Source organism: Pseudomonas sp. SED1, assembly GCF_034044025.1.
Taxonomy (GTDB): Bacteria; Pseudomonadota; Gammaproteobacteria; order Pseudomonadales; family Pseudomonadaceae; genus Aquipseudomonas.
This window is the reverse complement of record NZ_JAXCIS010000060.1, coordinates 24,717-47,543: the sequence shown is the minus strand read 5'-3', so window position 1 is coordinate 47,543 and position 22,827 is coordinate 24,717. Positions and strand designations below refer to the sequence as shown.

Sequence of the window (22,827 nt, the reverse complement as noted above, 5' to 3'; positions counted from 1 at the left end):
ACCTATGGAACCGATCGTGCTGTTCAAGCAGGGCATGCTGCTGGTGGTGGTGCTGTCGGCACCGCCGTTGATCGTAGCGGTGATTGTCGGCGTGCTGACGTCACTGGTGCAGGCCCTGATGCAGATCCAGGACCAGACGCTGCCCTTCGGCATCAAGCTGGTGGCGGTGGGCATTACCCTGGTGTTGACCGGTCGCTGGATCGGCCTGGAGTTGATCCAGCTGATCAACCTGATGTTCGACATGATCGCCCGTTCGGCATTGAACTGAGGGACTGCGCGTGCTGCTTTATCTTGAATATTTGCCAAGCCTGCTGGTGGCCATGGCGCGCATTTATCCCTGTGCGTTCCTGGTGCCGGCGTTCAGTTTTCAACATATCCGCGGCCTGCCCCGGCACGTGATTGTGATGGTCATGGCGTTGATTCCGGCGCCCGGTATTCATGCCGTCATGAGTGGCCAGGACTACTCCGCGCTGATGATCTGCGCGCTGCTACTCAAGGAAGCGGCCCTGGGTATTTTGCTGGGTGTCTTGCTGGCCATGCCGTTCTGGATGTTCGAGTCGGTGGGCGCGCTGCTGGATAACCAGCGCGGCGCCTTGGCGGGTGGCCAACTCAACCCGTCGCTGGGGCCGGATGCCACCCCCATCGGGCACCTGTTCAAACAGTTGGTGATATATCTGCTGATCGTCATGCTGGGGCTGAGCGTGTTGACCCAAGTGATCTGGGACAGCTACCTGATCTGGCCGGCCACCGCCTGGCTGCCGTTGCCGGCCACCAATGGCTTCAGCGTTTTCCTCGGCGTGCTGGGCGACACCTTTACCCACATGATGCTGTATGCCGCACCGTTTATTGCGGTGCTGCTGTTTCTGGAATTCGGCTTCGCGGTGCTGGGCTTGTACAGCCCGCAGCTGCAGGTTTCCACCTTGGCAACGCCGGTCAAGAGCCTCGCCGGGCTTGGGATTTTGCTGCTGTATTTTCCATTGCTGCAGGATTTGATCGTCACCCGTATGGCGCAGCTGGCAGACCTTAAACATTCCATCGGCCTGATGTTTCAGGGGGTTGCACCATGAGTGATTCGGGGGAGAAAAAACACGCCGCCACCCCCAAGAAGCTCAAGGACCAGCGCAAGAAAGGCCAGGTCGCGCAGAGCCAGGATGTCGGCAAGTTATTGGTGCTGACCGCCTTGAGTGAAATCGCCTTGCTCACCGCTGAAACCAGCATGCAGCGCCTCCAGCAATTGATCATGCTGGCGATGTCGGGCATCGGCCGGCCCTTCGTGCGGGCCCTGGAAGAAGTGCTGATGGAAGGCCTGCTGATGTTTTTCTCGTTCGCCCTGTTGATGGCCGGGGTGGCGATTGCCGTGAAGCTGATCAGCGGCTGGTTGCAGTTCGGCTTCCTGTTCGCGCCGGATAACTTGGCACCGAACTTCAGTCGCCTTAACCCGCTCAGCCAACTCAAGCAGATGTTCTCCGCCCAGTCGGTGATGAACCTGTTGATGGGGCTGGCTAAGGCGCTGCTGCTGACCCTGGTGTTGTACGTGGTAATCGAGCCGTCGTTGGCGGCGTTGATCAACCTGGCCACCAGCGATTTGCAAAGCTACATCCTGGCACTGATCACCTTGTTCCGGCACTTGCTGCATGCCTGCCTTGGATTGTTGCTGGTGCTGGCGCTGATCGACATGGCGATGCAGAAGCACTTCTTCGCCAAGCGCATGCGCATGACCCAGGTGGAGGTGATGAAAGAATACAAGGACATGGAAGGCGACCCCCACGTCAAGGGTCAGCGGCGTCAGCTGGCGTATCAACTGGCCCAGGAAGAGCCGAAGGTCAAGCTGCCCAAGCTTGAAGAGTCCGACATGCTGGTGGTCAACCCGACGCATTTTGCCGTCGCGCTCTACTACCGCCCCGGGAAAACCCCGCTGCCAATGTTGGTAGACAAGGGTACGGATGCCGAGGCCCGCAAACTGATCGACCGCGCCAAGGCGGCCGATGTACCGGTGATCCAGTGCGTATGGCTGGCGCGTACGCTCTATGAGAAGAAACTGGGGGCGCCCATTCCACGGGAGACACTGCAGGCGGTGGCCCTCATCTACCGTACGCTGCGTGAGCTGGATGATGAGGCCAAGCGCGACACCCTGCATTTGCCGGAGCTGGAACAGCGTTAACGCGTGCGGCGTACATCCAGCGCTTCGAGCCTGGCCAGGGACAGTATTCGGCTGACGATGTCACTGAGCGCAGCGTCGCCCACCGGCAACGCGTGCCAGATTACCAGCGCACCCTTGGCATCAAGGTAGACAAAGCACCCGTCGAACGCCTGCGCATGTTCAAAGCGCCGTTCAAGCACGTGTTGCAACTGCCTGGCCTGTAAAGTCTCGGGTGTTATCTGCAAGGCCAGGCCCCGCTGGGTACCGGCCTTGATGGGGAGCAGGGTAATACCTGGAGACAGGGGCAGGTGAGCGTCATTGCCGCTCACCAGCTGGTCCAGGAAAACCTGGCGATGTTGATCATCGTCGGGTAATCCCATGGGGTTCACCGCTCCAGGGATATGGTCTGATAATCCGACCGCTCGCCGGCCGGGCCGGCTTCTACGCGCATCTGTGGCGGCCACCAGACCACCATTTTATCGGCGCTGGATTGCGGGCGTGAGCAGGAGTCGCCCTTGCACGTTGGCGTGCAACCGACGACGAGCAGGGCGAGGCCGATCAACGTGGCGCAGGACAGTTGTCGTTTCATTGTGGGTTGCTCCGGGCAGGCGTGAGCAGGGAAGGGCGGGGCACGCCGATGTGCTCGTCTTTGATGACAGGGCGGATGGCGATAAACACTTCAGCCTCTTCGCCCGGCTTGAGCCAGGCACGTGGCCAGACGCTGACTGCCAGGGTCTGGGAGTTGCTGCATTCCTTTTCATCAATGCGCACGTGGCGATTGAACTGGTTGCGCAACACCACCACCGCTACGTTGAACTGCGGGCCGGCGTACCACTGGCTGCGCTCGGTATTGAGGGCCAACAGGTCCCGGGTGGCGCACAAGGTATTCAGGCCAAGTGGCATCGGCGCGGCCTTGAACCCCCTGGGCACTTGCCCGCTGACGAGGTGAGCCAGGGTGCTGGTGATGTCGCTGCGCTTGATCACCGGTTGATGCTCGGCATAGCGCCTGGCCAGAGGCTTGAGCGCCGCCTGCAGTTCGGCCTGGTCTTCCTGTGGCAAGTAGCGTGAAGGGTCGGCCTGATCTCCGATGACCCGCGGGGTCAGGATAAACAGGCGCTCGCGCCGGTTGTTCTGGCGTTCGGTGGAGGAAAACAGCGCTTTGCCCAGCAGCGGTATGTCGCCCAGCAGCGGTATTTTGTTCTGCTTGTCGGTTCTTTCGGTGACATGGAAACCACCGACCACCAGCGAGCGCTTCTCCGCCATCACCGCCTGGGTACTGACCTTGCCCCGGCGCACATCGGGGCCGATACGCTCGGGGTTCGATTCATCGAAGTTACCGTCTTCGATGTCCACCACCAGATGAATCTGGTGTTGACCCCGGCTTGTGATCACCCTGGGCACAACCTGAAAACTGGTGCCAACGGTGATGGGCAGGATGGTTGCGACTTCCGCGCCGGCAGTCAGGTATTGAGTGCGATTGAAATCAATCACCGCCGGTTGGTTTTCCAGGGTGAGCACCGACGGGTTGGACACCATCGTCGCCAGACCACGCTGCTCCAGGGCGCGTACATCGGCATAGAAGCGGTCGCGGTTTTCGATCGACAGTTGCGATGACGTTCCGGGGGCCATGTTCACGCCGCCACGAAAGCGGCTGTTTTGAAAGCCCCAATTGACCCCGAATTCGCGTAATTGAGTGCGTTCGATATCGAGGATGATTGCGTCGATTTCTACCAGCTTGCGCGCTACGTCGAGCCGGGCGATCAGATCGCGGTACATCGCCTGGCGTTCCGGCAGGTCATAGATCAGCACGGCGTTATTGCGCACATCGGCTTCGACCCGGATTTTACTGCTGGGAGCCGGTGCCCGTGGAGTGAGCGACATGCCGCTGTCCAATTGCCCCGGGTTGATTGCCGTGCCGAGCATCTGCCCCAGCATCGGGTTGCCCAACCTTGGAAAGCTCGGCGTGATGGGCGAGGGTTGTGAGGCTGAGGTGGGGCGTTGGCTCAGCGTCGAGAGCGTAGAGGCGGGGCGAGGCTCCAACAAACCGCGCAGCATGGTGGCGACGCCGGGAATGATCAGTTTTTCACCGCGATAATCAATCGGACGGTCCGCGGCATTGGCGAATTTCAGCGGGTAACTGAGGATGCTCTGCTTTTCATCGGGAGATTTGCGCTGGCTGCTGAATTGCTTGATCTGCTCGATATAGCGCTTGGGGCCCGAGACCAGCACCACGCCATCGTCGGACAACTCTCCCCAGCCAAACCGGCTGTCGAGCAGGCCAATATCGGTCAGGGCCTGCTTGAGGTCGGCGAGGGTCTCGGAAGAGACTTCCAGTCGCGCTGACTCTTGTTGGTCCAGGGTGCTGATGTACAGCGTGTTGTTGTACAGGTACCACTGGAAGCGATGCTCTACGCCAAGCCTGTCGAGCAGCGATTGCGGGGTATTGGCGCGTATCTTGCCATTGACGTTGCCTTCCAGCAGGCCGTCGATTTGCAGTTGCGTGCCAAACGACTGGGCGAAGTCTTCCAGCACATCCCGCAGCGGCTTGTGTTCGGCTTCATACGCGAAGGCGGTGTTTTTCCATTCGGCGGGGACGGCGGCGAGGGTGCTTTCCAGGGGGGCCAAGCAGAGCAGCGCGAACAGGCAACGCCAGTGAGCGCGTTTGGCTACACCAATGGGCGAGCGTAATCGCAAGACAGTGCGCTTGTGGGTCTTGTTATACATGACGGACTCTCTGTTTCAGTGCGGCAGTTTACGTAATGAGGTGGGCTGGAACTTGCGCTCGGGCCTTGTCAGGCGCGCAACGACACTGCGCCAGGTGTCGCGTTGGTTGAGAAGGGCTTCAAGGGATTTCAACACGTGTTCCTGGCTGCAATCCCGTGGCAGGGATTGCTGCAACCAGAGGTAGCCGGTTGTGGGAGCCAAGGCCAGCGCGCCCTGGAAATGTGCCAGGCTGGACTGGCCCAGGCGGCTCCAGGATTGCAGCGGGATTTCGAGGTGCGGTTCGGTCAGCTGAACACGTAGCAATACGTGTTGTTCATCGCGATACATGTTGACCTCGTCATTCTCCTCAAGCAGCAGAACCTGCTGTTCGCGACCACGCGAGCAGTCGAACAACGTTTGGTGCCAGCTACTGGACGACATTGATGGCAGCTTTCAGCGTTTCTTGCCTGTAGCTGGAATAGGTCGAACTCAGCGAATAGTTGGTAACAAGGTTGGACTTCGTTTCAAGCAACTGTTCGAAGAGTTGCATGCTTTCTTCGTGCCCTTGACTATTCAGCGCATCGGCCTTGATTTGATCGAGGTGTTTTTCGCTATGGACTTGTTGCCTGTAGAGCTTTTTGAGCAAGTAGTCATTGCTATTCATCGATGTATCTCCGGTGGGTTTCTCCCTCTGTGTGGTGCCTGATTTGTGACCGGTTCCATCGATGGACCTATTTATTTACAAAACGCTTTTACGCAGAAAAATCCTCACTTGGTTTTTGCCTTGGCGGGAGGTGCCATCAGGTTATTCAGGGCATCCGTCCAATTGATGTGAAACCCACCATCGTCGGTTTCAAGCACCAGCGACCGGGCGGGCAGCCCGTTTTCAACCCGAAGCGTCCATGGCACACCGCAATGGCGACCGAGCCATTGCTCGACATGTTCGCGGTCCAACGGATTGCACAGCAGGCTTGCCTTGACCGTTGGCAATTGGGCATCCAGCAGTTTATTGAGCAGCGCACTAACACATTGAGCGGGCAGGGTGTCTTCCAGCAAGTTTCGAATGGCGCTGTTAATGACTGAGGTGGCGGTGTGTTCCAGGTTGTCGTGCATCGCCTGGCGTTCTAACTCCCAGTGAAGCAGCTGGGCATTGGCGCGTTGCCAGAACGCGTTGCCTGCGCTTTCCAGTATGTGCTCGCAATGGGCTTCGGCTTGGCTTATGAGCGTTTGCGCCTGGGCTTCGGCGCGTTCGAGCAGGTGACGGGCCTGGGCATGCTCAGCCAGCATTTCTTTAGGAATCAGGGCCGCCGGAAGGTTGGAGGGTACGGTGTGCAGCTCAATCTTGCGGGTACAAAACATGGTCGGCGTTCTCGCTACGCGCCCGCAGGGCATCATCGGAAGGGTTGGAGGCGGTGCGCCAAAGCGCGGCTTGCCAAAGGGTATCCAGGCGGCCATGGGGGTCTGTCAGCTTGGGATGCTGCTCCACCTGAAGTATCCGTGAGCGGGCAAAGCTCAAGCGCAGTCGCTGCCAGATCACGGGGGCCACCCATGCACGCAGGTACTGCAACGGATCGTCGACGTTGACGGGTATTGGGTCTGGTCCCAGGGCTTTGGCCAGTCGCTGGCACCAAATAAGCTGTTCCTGATTCAACCCACTGTCGCCGGGAGCGTTGCACACCTCATTGACCAGTATCAGGACGAGGTCGCGCTGTTGTGCGCAGATCAGCACCAGTTGCAGCAAGGTCGGAGAAGGGGACGGGGGGAGTTCGGGGTTTATGCCGAACAGGTGACTCACCCGTGCATGGTGGCTGCGTGAAAGCACCGCTGTTTCCACAAAGCCTGTTTGCGTGCGCCAATCCTGGTGGGCCTTCTCCCAGGGGGAAGCCCACCACCGTACCCAAGTGAGATTTTCACTCATGGGCATGGGCTATTGCGGGCGCGGGTGCGCGCGTTGCCCTGCGGCGCCAGACCAGCCACGCAATGCCTCCCAGCACAAGGGCCACCAGAGGCGCCATGATGCTGGTGCGCCAGAATCCAAGGTCTTGCTCCGGTACCAGAAAAGGGCCGAGGTAGGTGAGCTTTTGCTTCTCGGTATAGGCGGTGGCCGGTACGAAAATGACGGTCAGTTTTGTCGTGTTTTCGAGGGCTGAGGCCATGCCGGGAATACCGCTGGCTACCATCCTGCGCACCCGCGCATTGATATTGTCAGGGTCCAGCCGCAGATCGTGCTTGATGAACACGGAAGCGGATGCCGGCTGTACCGGCTCGCCGGGCGCCACCCGCTCAGGCAGCACCACATGTACGCGTGCAACGATCACACCGTCTATATTTGACAAGGTCGCTTCCAGTTCCTGGGACAGCGCATAGATGTAACGTGCGCGCTCCTCCAGCGGCGTGGAGATCACGCCTTCCTTGCGGAAGATGTCCCCCAATGTCGAGCGGGCCACCTTGGGCAGTCCGACAGCTTCCAGAGTACGCACAGCCCGGCTGATGTCCCCCGTCCTGACGCGAACAGTTACTCCGTCCTTTGCCGGAACCTTCTGGGCACGGATCTGTTTGTCTGCCAGTTCCGCGATGACTTCATTGGCTTCCTGCTCGGATAGATTGCGGTGCAGCTCTACACTTTCTCCGCAGCCTGCCAGCATCAGCAGTGCCGAAAAAAGTAATGTGGTGCTTAGACGGCGGTACATGCACCTACCCCATGTTCGAGACTTTTTCGATGCCTTTTGTAACCGCGCTCAGTACCTTCACCTTTGCCGTCACCTCGAGGTGCCCGTCGACAAGCGACTGGGGAAACTCGTTGGCTTCCCTGGTGTTCTTGTTCTGGCTCGCATCCCGAAACCCCTTGGCGATGCGGCTTGGCAGCGTCGTCGACGCCGTGGCGCCCAAGAGTGAAAGGGGCGCCGCCAGGGTAGTCGCGCTTTCTCTTCCAGGCGGTTTGGTCTGGCTTAGCTCTGCGTTGAAAAAATGAGTGTCGGAAGTCCGGTTGATTGCGGTTGGCGTATCAGGCCACGTGGTGATGTTCCTGCGTTGTGAAAACTCTATGTCGGTGTGGGGAATATCCACATGAACCTCCAGCGAATGTATCGATTGCTGCTCCTGTGAAGATCTCCTCAGCCGTTGAGCTGAGGAGAGCTTCCTTACTTAGGCGAATCTCAATGATTTAACGCGCCCTGCTTTCGCTGTAGTAAGTTCTTGCTCGGCCGTTTTTGCAGCTTCTTCGACAATTTTCTTTTCTTTATCTGCGTTGAGCCGGTCCAGTTGTGCTTGGTTGCCGGCACTAAGGCCGCCTGCGGAACCGATTGTGGACATATGTCACCTTTCGTATGTGTTAAGAAAAGATTCAGATAGCGCGCATACTCGCTATCGTAACGGGGTGAGCGACGATGTTGCTCAATTTATAGGTGGTTGAGGAGGTATGGAGCGTTCCAGTTTGACTGAGTGGACTTGTTTTAAATTGTTTCTTGTATAGATTGAGGCCGATGGTTTATACAGGTTTGCGAGTGACGGCCGAGCCGATATTATTTCTGCATTTGTGCAAAAAGTTACGAAGAGAGCACTTCCGTCACGCTCCAGACGCTCATGCCAGGGATATTTCGAGCTGCTTCATCCGGTAGTAGAGCGTTCGCTTGGCAACCCCCAATTCGACGGCGACTACGTCCACATTGCGCCCGTGCCGTCGTAAGGCATCTTCAATCAATGACTTCTCGATTTGTTGCAGCCGTTCCTTGAGGCCTGTTTCTGTCTCCTGGTGGTCCTGTGTCGACTCTGAAAGCGGCGGCAGGCCCAACACAAATCGCTTGGCCGTCGAGCGCAGTTCACGGACGTTGCCAGGCCAGGGATGGCACAGTAATCGTTGCAGCAGCGCGCTGGGCGGCGAGGGAGCGGGGCACTTAAAGTGCTCTGACTCTTCGCGGATCATGTTCAGAAACAACGGCACAATCCGCTCACGGCGTTCGCGCAATGGCGGGAGCTTGATATCGACTACGTTCAGGCGAAAGTAAAGGTCGCGCCTGAACGCTCCCTGTTCGACCATTTCATGCAGTGACTGCTGTGCAGAGGCGATGACCCGCATGTCCACCGGGATAAACCGCGTGGAGCCCAGGCGTTCTACACCCCGGCACTCCAATACGCGCAGTAGCTTGGCCTGCAGGTTGAGCGGCATGCTGTCAATTTCATCAAGATATAAGGTACCCAAGTGGGCGGCCTCGACAAATCCGGCCCGGGATTGCATCGCACCGGTATAGGCCCCGCTGTTGACACCAAACAGTTGGCTTTCAGCCAGGCTTTCCGGTATCGCCGCGCAGTTGACGGCAACAAAGTTGCCCTTTCTCCGAGACAGGATATGTATGCGGTGTGCCAACGTGTCTTTACCTGTTCCGGTTTCTCCCAGCAGTAGCATATCGATATTAAGGGTGGCGGTATTACGGAGAGTGGCTTCTATACAAGGGCATTCGGTAAGGGGTGAGTTTGATACATCCTCAGTGTGATAGGAGACCGACATATTGTTATTACTCCAATATTGGATCGCATCACTGTTGTTAGACTTTTTGAGTCCTTTCGAACGTCCGGAAGTAAATCGGAAAATATCGGGTTTGTCATCTTGAGCGGGTAGTTAAGCCGTAGCGCTCGATGCGCAAGAAAGGTTAAGGGTGGGCGAGGTAATAAGAAGGCAAGTAACGGTGTGAGTTATATTTCTCATTGTGTTAAGGATAAATCCGAAAGTGACTGCGGATTTTTGAATCTGAAGATCTTTTTTGCTACCTATTGGTTGTCAATTAGTGTTGTGAGTGTTTTTGTTTTTTAATATATAAAGTTAATAACTGTGTCGCCGCGCCTTTTATCTATTCAAAAGCGTTTGTCCACAAAAAAGCCGATGCAGTGCATCGGCTTTTTGTTTTGCGGCATAGGCCGCAGGTGTCGCTTACACGTTGAAGCGGAAGTGCATCACGTCGCCATCCTTGACGATGTATTCCTTGCCTTCCAGGCGCCATTTACCGGCTTCCTTGGCACCGGCTTCACCCTTGAACTGGATGAAGTCGTTGTAGGCGATGACTTCGGCACGGATGAAGCCTTTTTCGAAGTCGGTGTGGATCACGCCAGCCGCTTGCGGGGCAGTGGCACCGACCTTGACGGTCCAGGCGCGGACTTCTTCAACACCGGCGGTGAAGTAGGTCTGCAGGTGCAGCATTTCGTAGCCGGCGCGGATCACGCGATTCAGGCCAGGCTCTTCCAGGCCCAGGGCCTCGAGGAACATGTCTTTCTCTTCGCCGTCTTCCAGCTCGGCGATTTCCGCTTCGATCTTGTTGCAGACCGGAACAACGATCGCGCCTTCTTCTTCGGCAATGGCCAGGACCACGTCGAGCAGCGGATTGTTCTCGAAACCGTCTTCAGCGACGTTGGCGATGTACATCACAGGCTTGGTGGTCAGCAGGTGGAAGCCCTTGATCACGGCCTTTTCGTCGGTGCTCATGCTCTTCATCAGGCTGCGTGCCGGCTTGCCCAGGGTGAAGTGGGCAATCAGCTGCTCCAGCAAGGCTTTCTGGACCACTGCGTCCTTGTCGCCGCCCTTGGCGTTGCGCGTGACCTTTTGCAGTTGCTTTTCGCAGCTGTCGAGGTCGGCGAAGATCAGTTCCAGGTCGATGATCTCGATGTCGCGTTTCGGGTCGACGCTGTTGGAGACGTGAATCACGTTCTCGTCTTCAAAGCAGCGGACCACGTGCGCGATGGCATCGGTCTCACGGATGTTGGCGAGGAACTTGTTGCCCAGGCCTTCACCTTTCGACGCGCCGGCTACCAGGCCTGCGATGTCGACGAACTCCATGGTGGTCGGCAGGATGCGCTTTGGATTCACGATGGCCGCCAGAGCGTCCAGGCGTGTATCGGGCATCGGCACGATACCGGTGTTCGGCTCGATGGTGCAGAAGGGGAAGTTCTCCGCCGCAATACCGGATTTGGTCAGGGCGTTGAACAGGGTGGACTTGCCGACGTTAGGTAGGCCGACGATGCCGCAATTGAATCCCATGGTGTTTCCCCTCGGGTAAAGAGTCAGGCCTTCTGGCTGTGCAGGTTTTTCATCGCACGGTTCCATTCACCGGCGAAGATATCCGGCAGCACGCCGAGGGCAAAATCGATGCTGGCATCGAGTTTTTCCTGTTCGGCGCGTGGCGCACGACCCAGGACGAAATTTGAAACCATACTGGCAACGCCCGGGTGGCCAATGCCAAGCCGCAAGCGGTAAAACGTATTCTGATTGCCCAACTGCGCGATGATGTCCCGCAGGCCATTATGCCCGCCATGGCCGCCGCCTTGCTTGAGCTTGGCAACGCCGGGTGGCAGGTCAAGTTCGTCATGGGCCACCAGGATTTCTTCGGGTTTGATCCGGAAGAAGCCCGCAAGCGCCGCGACAGCCTGGCCGCTGCGGTTCATGTAGGTGGTGGGAATCAACAGACGAACATCCTGACCCTTATGCGAAAAGCGTCCGGTCAGGCCAAAATATTTGCGATCGGCCGTAAGGTTTACACCTTGTGCGTGGGCGATGCGCTCAACAAAAAGGGCCCCCGCGTTATGCCGGGTCTGTTCGTATTCGGCGCCTGGATTTCCCAGGCCAACGATCAGTTTAATGGCAGTCACGACAGGGGCCCTTCCTTTGGAGTTGTGGATAACATCGCCGTTGGTGCGGCGAAAGTGGACGACAAAAGCTTAGTAACCGTTAGAGGCCAACTTCGCATTCTCGCCCGCTTTCTCGCTACGTTCCGGTCCGCGATGTTTCCTCAAGCTCCGGCATTACAGAGTGAATTACTCTGCAGCGCCTTCTTCAGCTTCTGGTGCAACGCGTGGAGCGTGTACGTTTGCAACAGCTTTGTCGTCACCGTGAGCCAGTGCAACGAACTCAACGCCTTTAGGAGCCTTGAGGTCGGACAGGTGAACGATCGCGCCGATTTCCAGAGCCGACAAGTCGACTTCGATGAACTCAGGCAGATCTTTCGGCAGGCAGGTCACTTCGATGTCGGCGATAAGGTGCGAAACTTCGCCGCCTTTCTTGACCGGAGCCTCTTCACCAACGAAGTGCACAGGCACGATAGCGGTCAGTTTCTGACCAGCTACTACGCGTACGAAGTCAGCGTGCAGCACGTGGCCTTTAGCTGGGTGGCGTTGCAGTGCCTTGATGATGACGTTCTGCTTGGTGCCGCCAACGTTCAGCTCGATGATGTGGCTGTAAGCCGCGTCGTTTTCGAGCAGTTTGGCGACTTCTTTAGCCAGCATGCTGATGGATTCAGGGGCTTTTTCGCCACCGTAAACTACAGCTGGAACCAGGCTTGCGAGACGACGCAGGCGGCGGCTCGCACCTTTCCCCAGGTCGGAACGCAGTTCAGCATTCAAAGTAAAATCGTTCATGTTGTATCTCCAAAATAACCACATTCGCCCTAGCGTTTGCGACCAGCGCTAAAGGCGATATGGGCAAAAAAGCCCCGCCCCAACAGAATGCTGGGGCGGGGCGCTTTTCGTCAGGTTGATGTCGCTAAGGTTTTACCCTTAACGGAACATCGCGCTGATCGATTCTTCGTTGCTGATGCGGCGAACCGCTTCGGCAACTACCGGTGCGATATCCAGTTGACGGATACGCGAACAGGCTTGAGCGGCAGCGGACAACGGGATGGTGTTAGTCACCACCAGTTCGTCCAGCATTGAGTTCTCGATGTTCTCGATCGCTCGGCCCGACAGCACAGGGTGTGTGCAGTAGGCGAAGACTTTTGCTGCACCGTGCTCTTTCAAGGCTTTCGCCGCGTGGCACAGGGTGCCGGCGGTGTCGACCATGTCATCAACCAGAATACAGGTACGCCCTTCGACATCACCGATGATATGCATCACTTCAGAGTGATTGGCTTTCTCACGGCGTTTGTCGATGATCCCGAGATCCACGCCCAGGGATTTGGCAACAGCCCGTGCACGCACGACGCCACCAATGTCCGGGGACACGATCATCAGGTTTTCAAAGCGCTGGTCTTCGATGTCATCCACCAGGACGGGGGAGCCGTAGATGTTATCTACTGGAATATCGAAGAACCCCTGGATTTGGTCAGCGTGCAGGTCAACCGTGAGAACACGGTCGATGCCTACCACGGTCAGCATGTCAGCAACGACTTTCGCGCTGATAGCCACACGTGCGGAACGCGGACGGCGATCCTGACGGGCATAACCAAAGTAAGGGATTACAGCTGTGATTCGAGTCGCTGAGGAGCGGCGGAAGGCATCAGCCATCACGACGAGTTCCATCAGGTTATCGTTGGTCGGAGCGCAAGTCGGCTGAATAATGAAGACGTCTTTACCGCGAACGTTTTCATTGATCTCGGCTGTAATTTCGCCGTCGGAGAATTTACCGACAGAGATGTCACCGAGAGGGATATGCAGCTGACGTACAACACGCCGAGCCAGATCGGGGTTGGCATTCCCCGTAAAGACCATCATCTTGGACACGCGCAGTACCTAGAGGCTGAGGGTAACCTGGATGAGTATAGAAAATGGCAGGGGCGGCTGGATTCGAACCAACGCATGGCAGGATCAAAACCTGCTGCCTTACCGCTTGGCGACGCCCCTGTATCTGTTGCAACGAGTACCCAGTACTCGGTTCCTTTAGAGCAGACTTTGCAGCTTGCGATGCAACATCGAAACGTTGCTTCCCTTTGCTACAAACCCTGTAAGGGTCTCTGTAAGAAGGGCCGAGACTTTATCAGCTTCAGCTTTGCTTGGGAAGCCCCCAAACACACAACTTCCAGTTCCGGTTAATTTTGCTTCGGTAAAATTACCTAGCAAATTCAAAGCGTTACGTACATCTGGATAACGCCTTGCTACAACCGGTAAGCAGTCATTTCGACTGTTTCCCTTGGGAACGGGGCGCACTTTAATGGGAGGAGAGTTACGTGTCAACAGTGGATCTGAAAAAATTTCTGCTGTACTTACAGATACTTGCGGAACAAGCACCACATACCACGGCTCTTCGGGGTCTACAGGGGTGAGTTTCTCCCCCACGCCTTCGGCAAAAGCGGCGTGCCCACGCACGAAAACCGGGACGTCCGCGCCCAGTGTCAGGCCCAGCGCCGCCAGGCGATCGTGGTCCCAGCCCAGCTGCCACAAGTGATTCAGGCCGAGCAACGTTGTCGCGGCATTCGAGCTGCCGCCACCGATGCCGCCACCCATGGGCAGGATTTTTTCGATCCAGATGTCGATGCCCAATGGGCAACCGGATTGTTCCTGAAGTTTTTTTGCGGCCTTCACAATCAGGTTGCTGTCGTGAGGCACGCCTTCGAATTCGGTGTGCAGTTGAATCACGCCGTCATCACGAACGGCGAAAGTCAGCTCATCGCCGTAGTCGAGAAATTGAAAAATAGTCTGCAGCTCGTGATAGCCGTCTTCACGGCGACCGAGAATGTGCAGCATCAAATTCAGTTTGGCCGGGGAGGGCAGGGTCAGACGTTGCGCGGTCATGTCACTGCCCCAGTTTGCGAGGTTGCCAGTCCTTGATCACCAGCGTGACGTCAAGGTCGGTGCCGTGCAGCTTGATGCGCTCGGGCAGCCAGTAACCGTTCTGTTGCACATAGCTCAGGTACTCGACCTGCCAGCCATCCTGCTCCAGCGAAGCCAGGCGGCTGTCGCCATTGAGGCTCAGGCGGCTCTTGCTGTCTGGCGCGGGAAGACCGCGCACCCACCACACCAGGTGCGATACGGGGAGTTTCCAGCCCATCTGTTCTTCCAGCACGGCTTCCGGTGTCGGCGCCTCAAAGCGGCCCTGATTGGCCACTTCCAGGCTGACTTGCCCCGGTCGGCCGGTCAGGCGTGCTGCACCGCGGCCCAGCGGGCCGGACAGGCGAATGTCGTAATAGTCCTGGCGTTGCAACCAGAACAGGGTGCCGCTGCCCGAATCTTTCGGGGCGCGAATGCCGACCTTGCCCTCGATCTGCCAGCCATCAAGGCTGCTCAGTTGATCCTTGTGCTGCTGCCATTGCGCCGGGTTGCCCGGGCCTTCGACAGATTCACGGGTGCCAAGGCCTGAACAGCCGGCGAGCAGGGCGATAAAGCTGAAAACGATGACGTGGCGCAAAAACATAAAATTAAAGGGTCTCGGATCCGGTCAGGCGCTTGATGGTGCTGCGCAGGATTGGGCTTTCGGGTTGTTCCTTGAGGAACTTCTCCCAGATTTGTCGCGCTTCGCGCTGTTTGCCATTGGCCCAGAGCACTTCGCCCAGGTGTGCGGCCACTTCCTGGTCGGGGAAGCGCTCCAGCGCCTGGCGCAGCAAGCGTTCGGCTTCGTCCAGGTTGCCCAGGCGGTAATTTACCCAGCCGAGGCTATCGAGTACGGCCGGGTCTTCCGGGTTCAGCTGGTGAGCCTTTTCAATCAGCTCCTTGGCTTCGGCGTAGCGCGTTGTACGGTCGGACAAGGTGTAGCCCAGGGCGTTCAGTGCCATGGCGTTGTCCGGGTCGCGCTTGATGATCAGGCGCAGGTCTTTTTCCATCTGCGCCAGGTCATTGCGTTTTTCCGCCTGCATGGCGCGGGTGTACAGCAGGTTCAGGTCGTCCGGGTATTGCAGCAAGGCTTGCTGGAGGATTTTCCAGGCGCGATCGCCTTGCTTGTTGGCCGACAAAGTCTCGGCCTGGATCAGGTACAACTGAATCGCGTAGTCCGGCTCGGCATCCCGTGCGGCAGCCAGGCGTTTTTCCGCCTCGTCGGTGCGGCCGTTGTTCATCAGGATATCGGCCTGGCGCAGTTGCGCCGGCAGGTAATCATTGCCGGGGCCAACCTGGGCGTACTCAAGCAGTGCGGCCTGCGGGTCGTTACGCTCTTCAGCGATGCGGCCAAGGTTCAGGTGCGCCGAATCGACGTGGCTCTCGCGGGCGATCAAGTCTTCCAGGTAACCCTTGGCCTCATCCCACGCCTTGGCTTCCAGGCACACCAGCGCCAGGGAGTAACGCAATTCATCATCGTCCGGGTATTGCTGGACGAGATTGGCGAACTGCACTTTGGCGTCTTCCATGCGGTCCTGTTCAACCAGCATGCGTGCATAGGTCAGCAACAGGCGTTTGTCGCCCGGGTACTTCTTGATGCTTTTTTCCAGCAGCGGAATCGCTTCCTTGCCGCGGTTGAGGTTTTGCAGCAGGCGGGCACGCAACAGGATCGGCGCTATCTCGCCGTCTTCCGGTGGATGCTGCTCCAGCAGCTTCAACGCGGCCTCGGGCTCGTCATCCTGTTGCAGCAACAGCGCCTTGCCGAAAATCAGCTGGCTGTTGTTCGGGTGTTTCTGCAGCAGGCGGTCGAAACTCTTCATCAGGCCGTTGCGGGTGTCCTGATCGGTGTCGGCGGCCGACAGCGCGAGGAAATCGAAATGCGTGTCGCCCTTGCCCTGCAGGACTTTCTCCATATACACCATGGAGTCGTCATAGCGCCCGGCGCGGGCCAGTTGAATGGCGGCTGCCCGTTGCGCTTCGAGATCGTCCGGCGCGTTTTTCGCCCAGATCAGCGAGGTGTCCAAGGCGGCCTGATCGGCGCCCAGGTACTCGGCGATACGAAATGCGCGCTCGGAAATCCCCGGATCCTGAGTGTTGATGGCCTGGGTCACGTAGTTGTCCAGTGCAATGTCGAAACGATTGCGCTGGCCGGCCAGCTCCGCGCTCAGCAGACTGAAGACCGTCTCTTCACTGAACGAGGAATAAACCTTGGGCTTTTCAGGGGCGGGGGTGCTGTCTTCTACCGGCGGCGTACCGTCCGGCGACACGGGTGCCATGGCCTGGCAGCCGCTGAGGAAGACAAAAGCAAGGAGCAACGCGGAAGATCTATTCATATAGGAAGAGGACGACTAACCTGCGGTCGGATCATCATGACACAAGCCTTCGGCCAAACATAACCGGGGCGCCCGTAATACGCTTATTGCTTTCCCTGTAGGAGCGAGCTTGCTCGCGAAGATCGTCAACGATAACGCGTTCATTCTGGATTGACGCGTTGTGTGAGCGTTTTTCGCGAGCAAGCTCGCTCCTACAGGATGCCTTTATAGACACAAGGCATTAGGACAATAGCCTACGGTGGTTGTTCTGAATCATTCGAAGTAGGACAATTGTCGGCTTCCCGACATCATCAGCGATATTGAATGGCCTTCCTTGCACTCGGTATTAACCACAAGACTGCTTCTGTAGACGTCCGCGAGCGCGTGGCTTTTACTCCCGAGCAGTTGGTTGAGGCCTTGCAGCAGCTCTGCCGGCTCACCGACAGTCGCGAAGCTGCGATCCTTTCGACCTGCAATCGCAGCGAGCTCTATATAGAGCAGGAACATCTTTCAGCGGATGTGGTGCTGCGCTGGCTTGCCGATTACCACCATTTGAGCCTCGATGAGCTGCGCCAAAGCGCCTATGTGCACGAAGAGGATGCGGCAGTTCGTCACATGATGCGCGTCGCCTCCGGGCTCGATTCGCTGGTGTTGGGCGAACCGCAGATTCTCGGCCAGATGAAATCGGCCTACGCCGTGGCCCGCGAGGCCGGCACTATCGGCCCGCTGCTGGGGCGCTTGTTCCAGGCTACCTTCAATTCCGCCAAGCAGGTGCGTACCGACACGGCCATCGGTGAAAACCCGGTGTCCGTGGCGTTTGCCGCCGTCAGCCTGGCCAAACAGATTTTCAGTGACTTGCAACGCAGCCAGGCCCTGCTGATCGGCGCCGGCGAGACCATCACCCTGGTCGCCCGCCATCTGCATGAGCTGGGGGTGAAGCGCATTGTCGTCGCCAACCGCACCCTGGAGCGCGCCAGTATCCTCGCCGAACAGTTCGGTGCCCATGCGGTGTTGCTCTCGGACATCCCGGCCGAGCTGGTGCGCAGCGACATCGTCATCAGTTCCACCGCCAGCCAGTTGCCGATCCTCGGCAAGGGTGCGGTGGAAAGTGCCCTGAAACTGCGCAAGCACAAGCCGATCTTCATGGTGGATATCGCCGTTCCCCGGGATATCGAGCCTGAAGTCGGCGAGTTGGACGACGTTTATCTCTACAGCGTCGACGACCTGCACGAAGTGGTCGCCGAAAACCTCAAGAGTCGTCAGGGCGCAGCCCAGGCCGCCGAGGAAATGGTCAGCACCGGTGCCGACGATTTCATGGTGCGCCTGCGTGAACTGGCAGCGGTGGATGTGCTCAAGGCCTACCGTCAGCAAGGCGAACGCCTGCGGGACGAGGAATTGATCAAGGCCCAGCGTATGCTCGCCAATGGCAGCAGCGCCGAAGACGTGCTGATGCAACTGGCGCGCGGCCTGACCAACAAATTGCTGCACGCCCCCAGTGTTCAGTTGAAAAAGCTTACCGCCGAAGGCCGCCTTGATGCGCTGGCCATGGCCCAGGAACTCTTTGCCCTCGGTGAGGGCGCGACAGAAAGCTCTTCGGATAAAAAACCGCAATGAAAGCGTCACTGCTCAATAAACTGGACGTCCTTCAGGACCGTTTCGAAGAACTGACCGCCTTGCTCGGCGATGGCGAGGTCATCTCCGATCAAACCAAGTTCCGCACTTATTCCAAGGAATACGCGGAAGTTGAACCGATCGTGGGCACCTATAAACAGTTGCTCAAGGTTCAGGCTGACCTCGAAGGCGCCCAGGCGCTGCTCAAGGATAGCGACCCGGACATGCGTGAAATGGCCGTTGAAGAAGTGCGAGAGGCCAAAGACAAGCTGATCGAACTGGAAGGCGACCTGCAACGCATGCTGCTGCCCAAGGACCCGAATGACGGGCGCAACGTGTTCCTCGAAATCCGCGCAGGCACCGGTGGCGACGAGGCGGCGATTTTTTCCGGCGACTTGTTCCGTATGTACTCGCGGTATGCCGAGCGTCGCGGCTGGCGGGTCGAGATCCTGTCCGAGAACGAGGGCGAACATGGCGGCTATAAAGAAGTCATCGCCCGGGTTGAAGGCGAGAATGTCTACGGCAAGCTGAAGTTCGAGTCTGGCGTGCACCGCGTGCAGCGGGTTCCGGCGACGGAATCCCAGGGTCGCATCCACACTTCCGCCTGCACCGTGGCCGTATTGCCCGAGCCGGACGAACAGGAAGCCATCGAGATCAACCCGGCAGACCTGCGGGTCGACACCTACCGCTCATCGGGCGCCGGTGGCCAGCACGTCAACAAGACCGACTCCGCGATCCGCATCACTCACTTGCCTTCGGGCATCGTGGTGGAATGCCAGGAAGAACGTTCCCAGCACAAGAACCGTGCGCGGGCCATGTCCTGGCTGTCGGCCAAGCTGAATGACCAGCAAACCAGCGCCGCCGCCAACGCGATTGCCAGCGAGCGTAAATTGCTCGTCGGTTCGGGCGACCGGTCCGAGCGTATCCGTACCTACAACTTTGCCCAGGGTCGGGTCACCGACCACCGCGTCAACCTGACGCTGTACTCCCTGGACGAAATCCTCGCCGGTGGCGTTGACGCGGTGATCGAGCCGTTGTTGGCCGAATACCAGGCCGACCAGCTCGCGGCGATAGGTGAATAAATGACCATTATCGCCAGCCTGATACGCGCCGCCGACCTGCCAGACTCACCCACAGCGCGCCTGGACGTGGAATTGTTGCTGGCCGCAGCCTTGGGCAAGTCCCGCAGCTACCTGCATACCTGGCCGGAAAAAATCGTCAGCAGCGAAGATGCACTGACCTTTGCCGCCTACCTGCAACGCCGCCGTACCGGCGAGCCTGTGGCCTACATCCTCGGCCAGCAAGGCTTCTGGAAGCTGGACCTGGAAGTGGCGCCGCACACATTGATCCCGCGTCCGGAAACCGAGATGCTGGTGGAAGCCGCCCTGGAATTGCTGCCTGCCACACCGGCCGAAGTCCTCGACCTCGGCACCGGCAGCGGCGCGATTGCCCTGGCCCTGGCCAGCGAACGCCCGGCCTGGAAAGTCACGGCTGTCGACCGCGTGCTGGAAGCCGTGGCCCTGGCCGAACGCAACCGCCAGCGCCTGCACCTGAATAACGCCACGGTGCTGAACAGCCATTGGTTCAGCGCCCTTGAAGGCCGCACCTACAACCTGATCATCAGCAACCCGCCTTATATCGCCGACACCGATCCGCATCTGGTGGCCGGTGATGTGCGCTTTGAGCCGGCCAGCGCGCTGGTGGCCGGCCATGACGGCCTGGACGACCTGCGGCTGATCATCGCCCAGGCGCCCGCGCACCTCGACGCTGCGGGCTGGCTGTTGCTGGAACACGGTTACGACCAGGCGCCCGCCGTGCGCGACCTGCTGCTGGGGGAAGGCTTCGAAGAAGTCCACAGCCGCATCGACCTCGGTGGCCACGAACGCATCACCCTGGGGCGTCGACCGTGCTGAATGATCAGGAGCTGTTGCGCTATAGCCGACAGATTCTGTTGCAGCATGTCGACATCGAAGGCCAGTTACGTCTGAAAAACAGCCGTGCGCTGATCGTCGGGCTCGGTGGCCTTGGTTCGCCGGTGACGCTGTATCTGGCGGCGGCGGGTGTGGGTGAGCTGCATTTGGCGGATTTCGACACCGTCGACCTGACCAACCTGCAACGCCAGATCATCCATGACACCGACAGCGTCGGCCTGAGCAAGGTCGATTCGGCGATTCGTCGCCTGAGTGCGATCAATCCTGAGATACAGCTGGTCGCTCATCGCCGCGCGCTGGATGTCGATTCCCTCGCGGCTGCCGTGACGGCGGTCGACGTGGTGCTCGATTGCAGTGACAACTTCTCCACCCGCGAAGCGGTCAACGCTGCCTGTGTTGCCGCCGGAAAACCTCTGGTCAGCGGCGCCGCGATTCGGCTTGAAGGCCAGCTGTCGGTGTTCGACCCGCGCCGCGCCGAAAGCCCTTGCTACCACTGTTTATACGGGCACGGCAGCGAAGCCGAACTGACCTGCAGCGAAGCCGGCGTCATCGGCCCGTTGGTGGGCCTGGTCGGCAGCCTGCAGGCCCTGGAAGCGTTGAAGTTGCTGGCTGGTTTCGGTGAGCCGTTGGTGGGAAGGTTGTTGTTGATCGACGCCCTGACCACGCGTTTTCGCGAGCTGCGGGTCAAGCGTGATCCCGGTTGCAGCGTCTGCGGTAGCCACCATGGTTAAGGACGCGCCGATTGGTGTGTTCGACTCCGGCGTCGGTGGCCTGTCGGTGCTGGACGAAATCCAGCGCCTGCTGCCCCATGAATCGCTGCTGTACGTGGCGGATTGCGGGCACATCCCTTACGGCGAGAAAACCCCGGCCTTCATCCTTGAGCGCTCGCGTCGGGTGGCGGAATTTTTCCGGGAGAAGGGCGCCAAAGCCTTTGTGATTGCCTGCAACACGGCGACTGTCGCTGCGGTCGCCGACTTGCGCCAGGACTATCCCGAATGGCCGCTGGTAGGTATGGAGCCGGCGGTCAAACCCGCCGCCGCCGCGACCCGCAGCGGCGTGGTCGGAGTGCTCGCGACCACCGGCACCCTGCAAAGCGCCAAGTTCGCCGCCTTGCTCGACCGCTTCGCCACCGATGTACGGGTGATTACCCAGCCGTGCCCGGGCCTGGTGGAACTGATCGAGACCGGCGATCTGGGCAGCCCGGCCTTGCGAGTGATGTTGCAGGGTTATGTCGAACCGTTGATCGCTGCCGGTTGCGACACCATTATCCTCGGCTGCACCCACTACCCATTCCTCAAGCCTCTGCTCGCCGGGATGCTCCCGCCGACGATCATTCTGATCGACACGGGCGCTGCGGTAGCGCGTCAATTGCAGCGCCTGCTAAATGATCGTGAGCTGCTTTCCACAGGCAGTCCGCAGCCTGCAAAGTTCTGGACCAGCGGCGATCCAGAGCACTTCAGAAATATCCTACCGACCCTATGGAAATTCCCCGGCGTTGTGCGTAGTTTTGGCGTGTGAAAAAAACGTGAAATAGCACTGTTTTTCGCTGAACTTCCGCCTATGCGGCAGCTTCTATAGCAAGTTAGCCTGTACAAAACCATACAACTTCGTTCGGAAAGGATGTTTCTTATGAAGCGCTTGTTCTGTTTGGCTGCGATTGCGGCCGCCATGTTGGGGCACTCTTTTTCCGCTCAGGCAGCGGGTCTGGAATTTGGAGTGGGGAGCACCAGCGATTCGACCATGACCTATCGCCTGGGGCTGACGTCGGATTGGGATAAAAGCTGGTTGCAGAGCAATACTGGTCGTCTCACGGGTTACTGGAGCGGCGCGTATACCTATTGGGACGGTGACAAGCGCGCCAGTGTCAGCAGCCTGTCGTTCTCGCCGGTGTTTGTGTATGAGTTTGCCGGGGAGAAGGTGAAGCCATACATAGAGGCCGGGGTCGGCGTGGCGGTATTCTCCCGCACGCGGGTTGAAGACAACAACATCGGCCAGGCTTTCCAGTTTGAAGACCGACTGGGCTTTGGCCTGCGCTTTGTCGGTGGGAGTGAAGTGGGGATTCGGGCCACCCATTACTCCAATGCCGGGATCAGCAGCAACAACGATGGTGTCGAGAGCTATTCGCTGCACTACACGATGCCGCTGTAATTCTTCAGAACACCGCAAAACCATTGTGGGAGCGGGCTTGCTCGCGAAAGCGGTGTATCAGCCACGAATCAGTTGACTGACACACCGCTTTCGCGAGCAAGCCCGCTCCCACATTTGCTCATCGTTGGTTTCAAAATCAGCGATACACCGTCGCAAGCCCCTGGCGCTCATCGATGCACTCCGGGGCGCCCATCTCGAACTCCCGGCAGATCAGCGGCCGCTTCTCGTAAATCGTGCACATCATCGTGTCGCGATCCAGCGCCGCGCACCAACCATCATCCAGGCGCAGCATGACTTCGCCGCCCCAATCGTCGGTATCGATAAAGCGGTCAGGCACGCCGGTGTCGGTGATCAGCATGACTTCCAGCTGGCAGCAGCACGCGGCGCAGGTGGAGCAGGTGACGGCGGGTTCGGCGATTTGTGTGTGGGGGATGTTGGTCATAGGCGCGCAGTGTAAGGCAAGCGGCTTGCATGTGTGTAA

At 58.6% G+C, this 22,827-nt stretch carries 28 protein-coding genes and 1 tRNA gene; 9 read left to right on the top strand and 20 right to left on the bottom strand.

The genetic code is table 11. The annotated features are described in order from the left end of the window. Window positions 1-4 precede the first annotated feature (4 nt). The 3 genes from sctS to sctU are packed head-to-tail and all read left to right on the top strand — an operon-like array spanning window position 5 to window position 2,161. A complete protein-coding gene (gene sctS / locus SNL23_RS09020) occupies window positions 5-268 on the top strand; it encodes a type III secretion system export apparatus subunit SctS (protein WP_010177045.1) in 264 nt (87 codons plus the stop codon). Window positions 269-278: 10 nt separating this feature from the next. Further along, window positions 279-1,067, top strand: coding sequence for a type III secretion system export apparatus subunit SctT (gene sctT / locus SNL23_RS09015; RefSeq protein WP_318302059.1), 789 nt, complete (start codon window positions 279-281; stop codon window positions 1,065-1,067). Next, window positions 1,064-2,161, top strand: a complete 1,098-nt coding sequence (gene sctU, locus SNL23_RS09010; protein WP_076014954.1) for a type III secretion system export apparatus subunit SctU — start codon at window positions 1,064-1,066, stop codon at window positions 2,159-2,161. Before sctT ends, sctU begins: the two co-directional genes overlap by 4 nt. Here sctU and SNL23_RS09005 read toward each other — a convergent pair. The 19 genes from SNL23_RS09005 to SNL23_RS08915 all read right to left on the bottom strand — a co-directional run bounded on the left by SNL23_RS09005 (window position 2,158) and on the right by SNL23_RS08915 (window position 16,677). Continuing rightward, a complete protein-coding gene (locus SNL23_RS09005) occupies window positions 2,158-2,520 on the bottom strand; it encodes a transcriptional regulator (protein ID WP_076014955.1) in 363 nt (120 codons plus the stop codon). The two genes, sctU and SNL23_RS09005, sit on opposite strands and share 4 nt — an antisense overlap. A 5-nt stretch (window positions 2,521-2,525) precedes the next feature. Next, window positions 2,526-2,729, bottom strand: a complete 204-nt coding sequence (gene hrpT, locus SNL23_RS09000; protein WP_167665416.1) for an HrpT family type III secretion system protein — start codon at window positions 2,727-2,729, stop codon at window positions 2,526-2,528. After that, window positions 2,726-4,864 (bottom strand): type III secretion system outer membrane ring subunit SctC, encoded by a 2,139-nt coding sequence (gene sctC, locus SNL23_RS08995; RefSeq protein ID WP_167665417.1) that lies wholly within the window; start codon window positions 4,862-4,864, stop codon window positions 2,726-2,728. Before sctC ends, hrpT begins: the two co-directional genes overlap by 4 nt. Before the next feature lie 15 nt (window positions 4,865-4,879). Next, entirely contained in the window at window positions 4,880-5,284 is a 405-nt protein-coding gene (locus tag SNL23_RS08990) for a type III secretion protein (protein WP_318302058.1), read from the bottom strand. After that, entirely contained in the window at window positions 5,271-5,507 is a 237-nt protein-coding gene (locus tag SNL23_RS08985) for a hypothetical protein (RefSeq protein WP_076014959.1), read from the bottom strand. The genes SNL23_RS08990 and SNL23_RS08985 overlap by 14 nt, the downstream gene beginning before the upstream one ends. A gap of 104 nt (window positions 5,508-5,611) precedes the next feature. Beyond that, window positions 5,612-6,202: a type III secretion system stator protein SctL gene (gene sctL, locus SNL23_RS08980; protein ID WP_167665465.1), complete on the bottom strand. Its 591-nt coding sequence runs from the start codon at window positions 6,200-6,202 to the stop codon at window positions 5,612-5,614. Then, a complete protein-coding gene (locus SNL23_RS08975; RefSeq protein WP_178106615.1) occupies window positions 6,180-6,665 on the bottom strand; it encodes a type III secretion protein in 486 nt (161 codons plus the stop codon). Before SNL23_RS08975 ends, sctL begins: the two co-directional genes overlap by 23 nt. Before the next feature lie 88 nt (window positions 6,666-6,753). Next, window positions 6,754-7,533 (bottom strand): type III secretion system inner membrane ring lipoprotein SctJ, encoded by a 780-nt coding sequence (gene sctJ / locus SNL23_RS08970; RefSeq protein WP_076014962.1) that lies wholly within the window; start codon window positions 7,531-7,533, stop codon window positions 6,754-6,756. A gap of 4 nt (window positions 7,534-7,537) precedes the next feature. After that, a complete protein-coding gene (locus SNL23_RS08965; protein ID WP_178124299.1) occupies window positions 7,538-7,909 on the bottom strand; it encodes a hypothetical protein in 372 nt (123 codons plus the stop codon). Window positions 7,910-7,987: 78 nt separating this feature from the next. Beyond that, entirely contained in the window at window positions 7,988-8,155 is a 168-nt protein-coding gene (locus SNL23_RS08960) for a hypothetical protein (protein ID WP_159442634.1), read from the bottom strand. Window positions 8,156-8,423: 268 nt separating this feature from the next. Further along, complete coding sequence (locus SNL23_RS08955; RefSeq protein WP_167665419.1) at window positions 8,424-9,347, bottom strand: sigma 54-interacting transcriptional regulator; 924 nt, start codon at window positions 9,345-9,347, stop codon at window positions 8,424-8,426. A 420-nt stretch (window positions 9,348-9,767) separates the two neighbouring features. Further along, window positions 9,768-10,868, bottom strand: coding sequence for a redox-regulated ATPase YchF (ychF, locus tag SNL23_RS08950; protein WP_076014965.1), 1,101 nt, complete (start codon window positions 10,866-10,868; stop codon window positions 9,768-9,770). A 23-nt stretch (window positions 10,869-10,891) separates the two neighbouring features. Beyond that, window positions 10,892-11,476: an aminoacyl-tRNA hydrolase gene (gene pth / locus SNL23_RS08945; RefSeq protein WP_318302057.1), complete on the bottom strand. Its 585-nt coding sequence runs from the start codon at window positions 11,474-11,476 to the stop codon at window positions 10,892-10,894. Between the two features lie 165 nt (window positions 11,477-11,641). Continuing rightward, window positions 11,642-12,241, bottom strand: coding sequence for a 50S ribosomal protein L25/general stress protein Ctc (locus SNL23_RS08940; RefSeq protein ID WP_076014966.1), 600 nt, complete (start codon window positions 12,239-12,241; stop codon window positions 11,642-11,644). Window positions 12,242-12,379: 138 nt separating this feature from the next. Further along, window positions 12,380-13,321, bottom strand: a complete 942-nt coding sequence (locus SNL23_RS08935; protein ID WP_003208392.1) for a ribose-phosphate pyrophosphokinase — start codon at window positions 13,319-13,321, stop codon at window positions 12,380-12,382. A 45-nt stretch (window positions 13,322-13,366) separates the two neighbouring features. Further along, window positions 13,367-13,441: transfer RNA gene (locus SNL23_RS08930), tRNA-Gln, on the bottom strand. 36 nt (window positions 13,442-13,477) lie between these two features. Continuing rightward, window positions 13,478-14,329 (bottom strand): 4-(cytidine 5'-diphospho)-2-C-methyl-D-erythritol kinase, encoded by an 852-nt coding sequence (gene ispE / locus SNL23_RS08925; protein WP_076014967.1) that lies wholly within the window; start codon window positions 14,327-14,329, stop codon window positions 13,478-13,480. Window position 14,330: 1 nt separating this feature from the next. Further along, on the bottom strand, window positions 14,331-14,948 hold the full coding sequence (lolB, locus tag SNL23_RS08920; protein WP_318302056.1) for a lipoprotein insertase outer membrane protein LolB: 618 nt from the start codon (window positions 14,946-14,948) through the stop codon (window positions 14,331-14,333). Window positions 14,949-14,952: 4 nt separating this feature from the next. Beyond that, a complete protein-coding gene (locus SNL23_RS08915; protein WP_076014968.1) occupies window positions 14,953-16,677 on the bottom strand; it encodes a tetratricopeptide repeat protein in 1,725 nt (574 codons plus the stop codon). A gap of 303 nt (window positions 16,678-16,980) precedes the next feature. On the opposite strand from SNL23_RS08915, the gene hemA reads away from it, so the two are divergent. The 6 genes from hemA (at window position 16,981) to SNL23_RS08885 (ending at window position 22,346) form a co-directional block, all read left to right on the top strand. Beyond that, a complete protein-coding gene (hemA, locus tag SNL23_RS08910; protein ID WP_076014969.1) occupies window positions 16,981-18,270 on the top strand; it encodes a glutamyl-tRNA reductase in 1,290 nt (429 codons plus the stop codon). Further along, the gene (prfA, locus tag SNL23_RS08905; RefSeq protein WP_003208405.1) at window positions 18,267-19,349 is read left to right on the top strand and encodes a peptide chain release factor 1; all 1,083 of its coding nucleotides are present in this window, start codon (window positions 18,267-18,269) and stop codon (window positions 19,347-19,349) included. The genes hemA and prfA overlap by 4 nt, the downstream gene beginning before the upstream one ends. Next, window positions 19,350-20,180 (top strand): peptide chain release factor N(5)-glutamine methyltransferase, encoded by an 831-nt coding sequence (gene prmC / locus SNL23_RS08900; protein ID WP_318302055.1) that lies wholly within the window; start codon window positions 19,350-19,352, stop codon window positions 20,178-20,180. After that, on the top strand, window positions 20,174-20,929 hold the full coding sequence (locus tag SNL23_RS08895; protein ID WP_318302054.1) for a molybdopterin-synthase adenylyltransferase MoeB: 756 nt from the start codon (window positions 20,174-20,176) through the stop codon (window positions 20,927-20,929). Before prmC ends, SNL23_RS08895 begins: the two co-directional genes overlap by 7 nt. Continuing rightward, on the top strand, window positions 20,922-21,716 hold the full coding sequence (murI, locus tag SNL23_RS08890) for a glutamate racemase (protein WP_318302053.1): 795 nt from the start codon (window positions 20,922-20,924) through the stop codon (window positions 21,714-21,716). Before SNL23_RS08895 ends, murI begins: the two co-directional genes overlap by 8 nt. Before the next feature lie 111 nt (window positions 21,717-21,827). After that, the gene (locus tag SNL23_RS08885; RefSeq protein WP_076014973.1) at window positions 21,828-22,346 is read left to right on the top strand and encodes an acyloxyacyl hydrolase; all 519 of its coding nucleotides are present in this window, start codon (window positions 21,828-21,830) and stop codon (window positions 22,344-22,346) included. Window positions 22,347-22,482: 136 nt separating this feature from the next. Here the strand turns inward: SNL23_RS08885 and SNL23_RS08880 are convergent, their stop codons facing one another. After that, window positions 22,483-22,788 (bottom strand): YkgJ family cysteine cluster protein, encoded by a 306-nt coding sequence (locus tag SNL23_RS08880; protein WP_063033124.1) that lies wholly within the window; start codon window positions 22,786-22,788, stop codon window positions 22,483-22,485. Window positions 22,789-22,827: the final 39 nt, after the last annotated feature.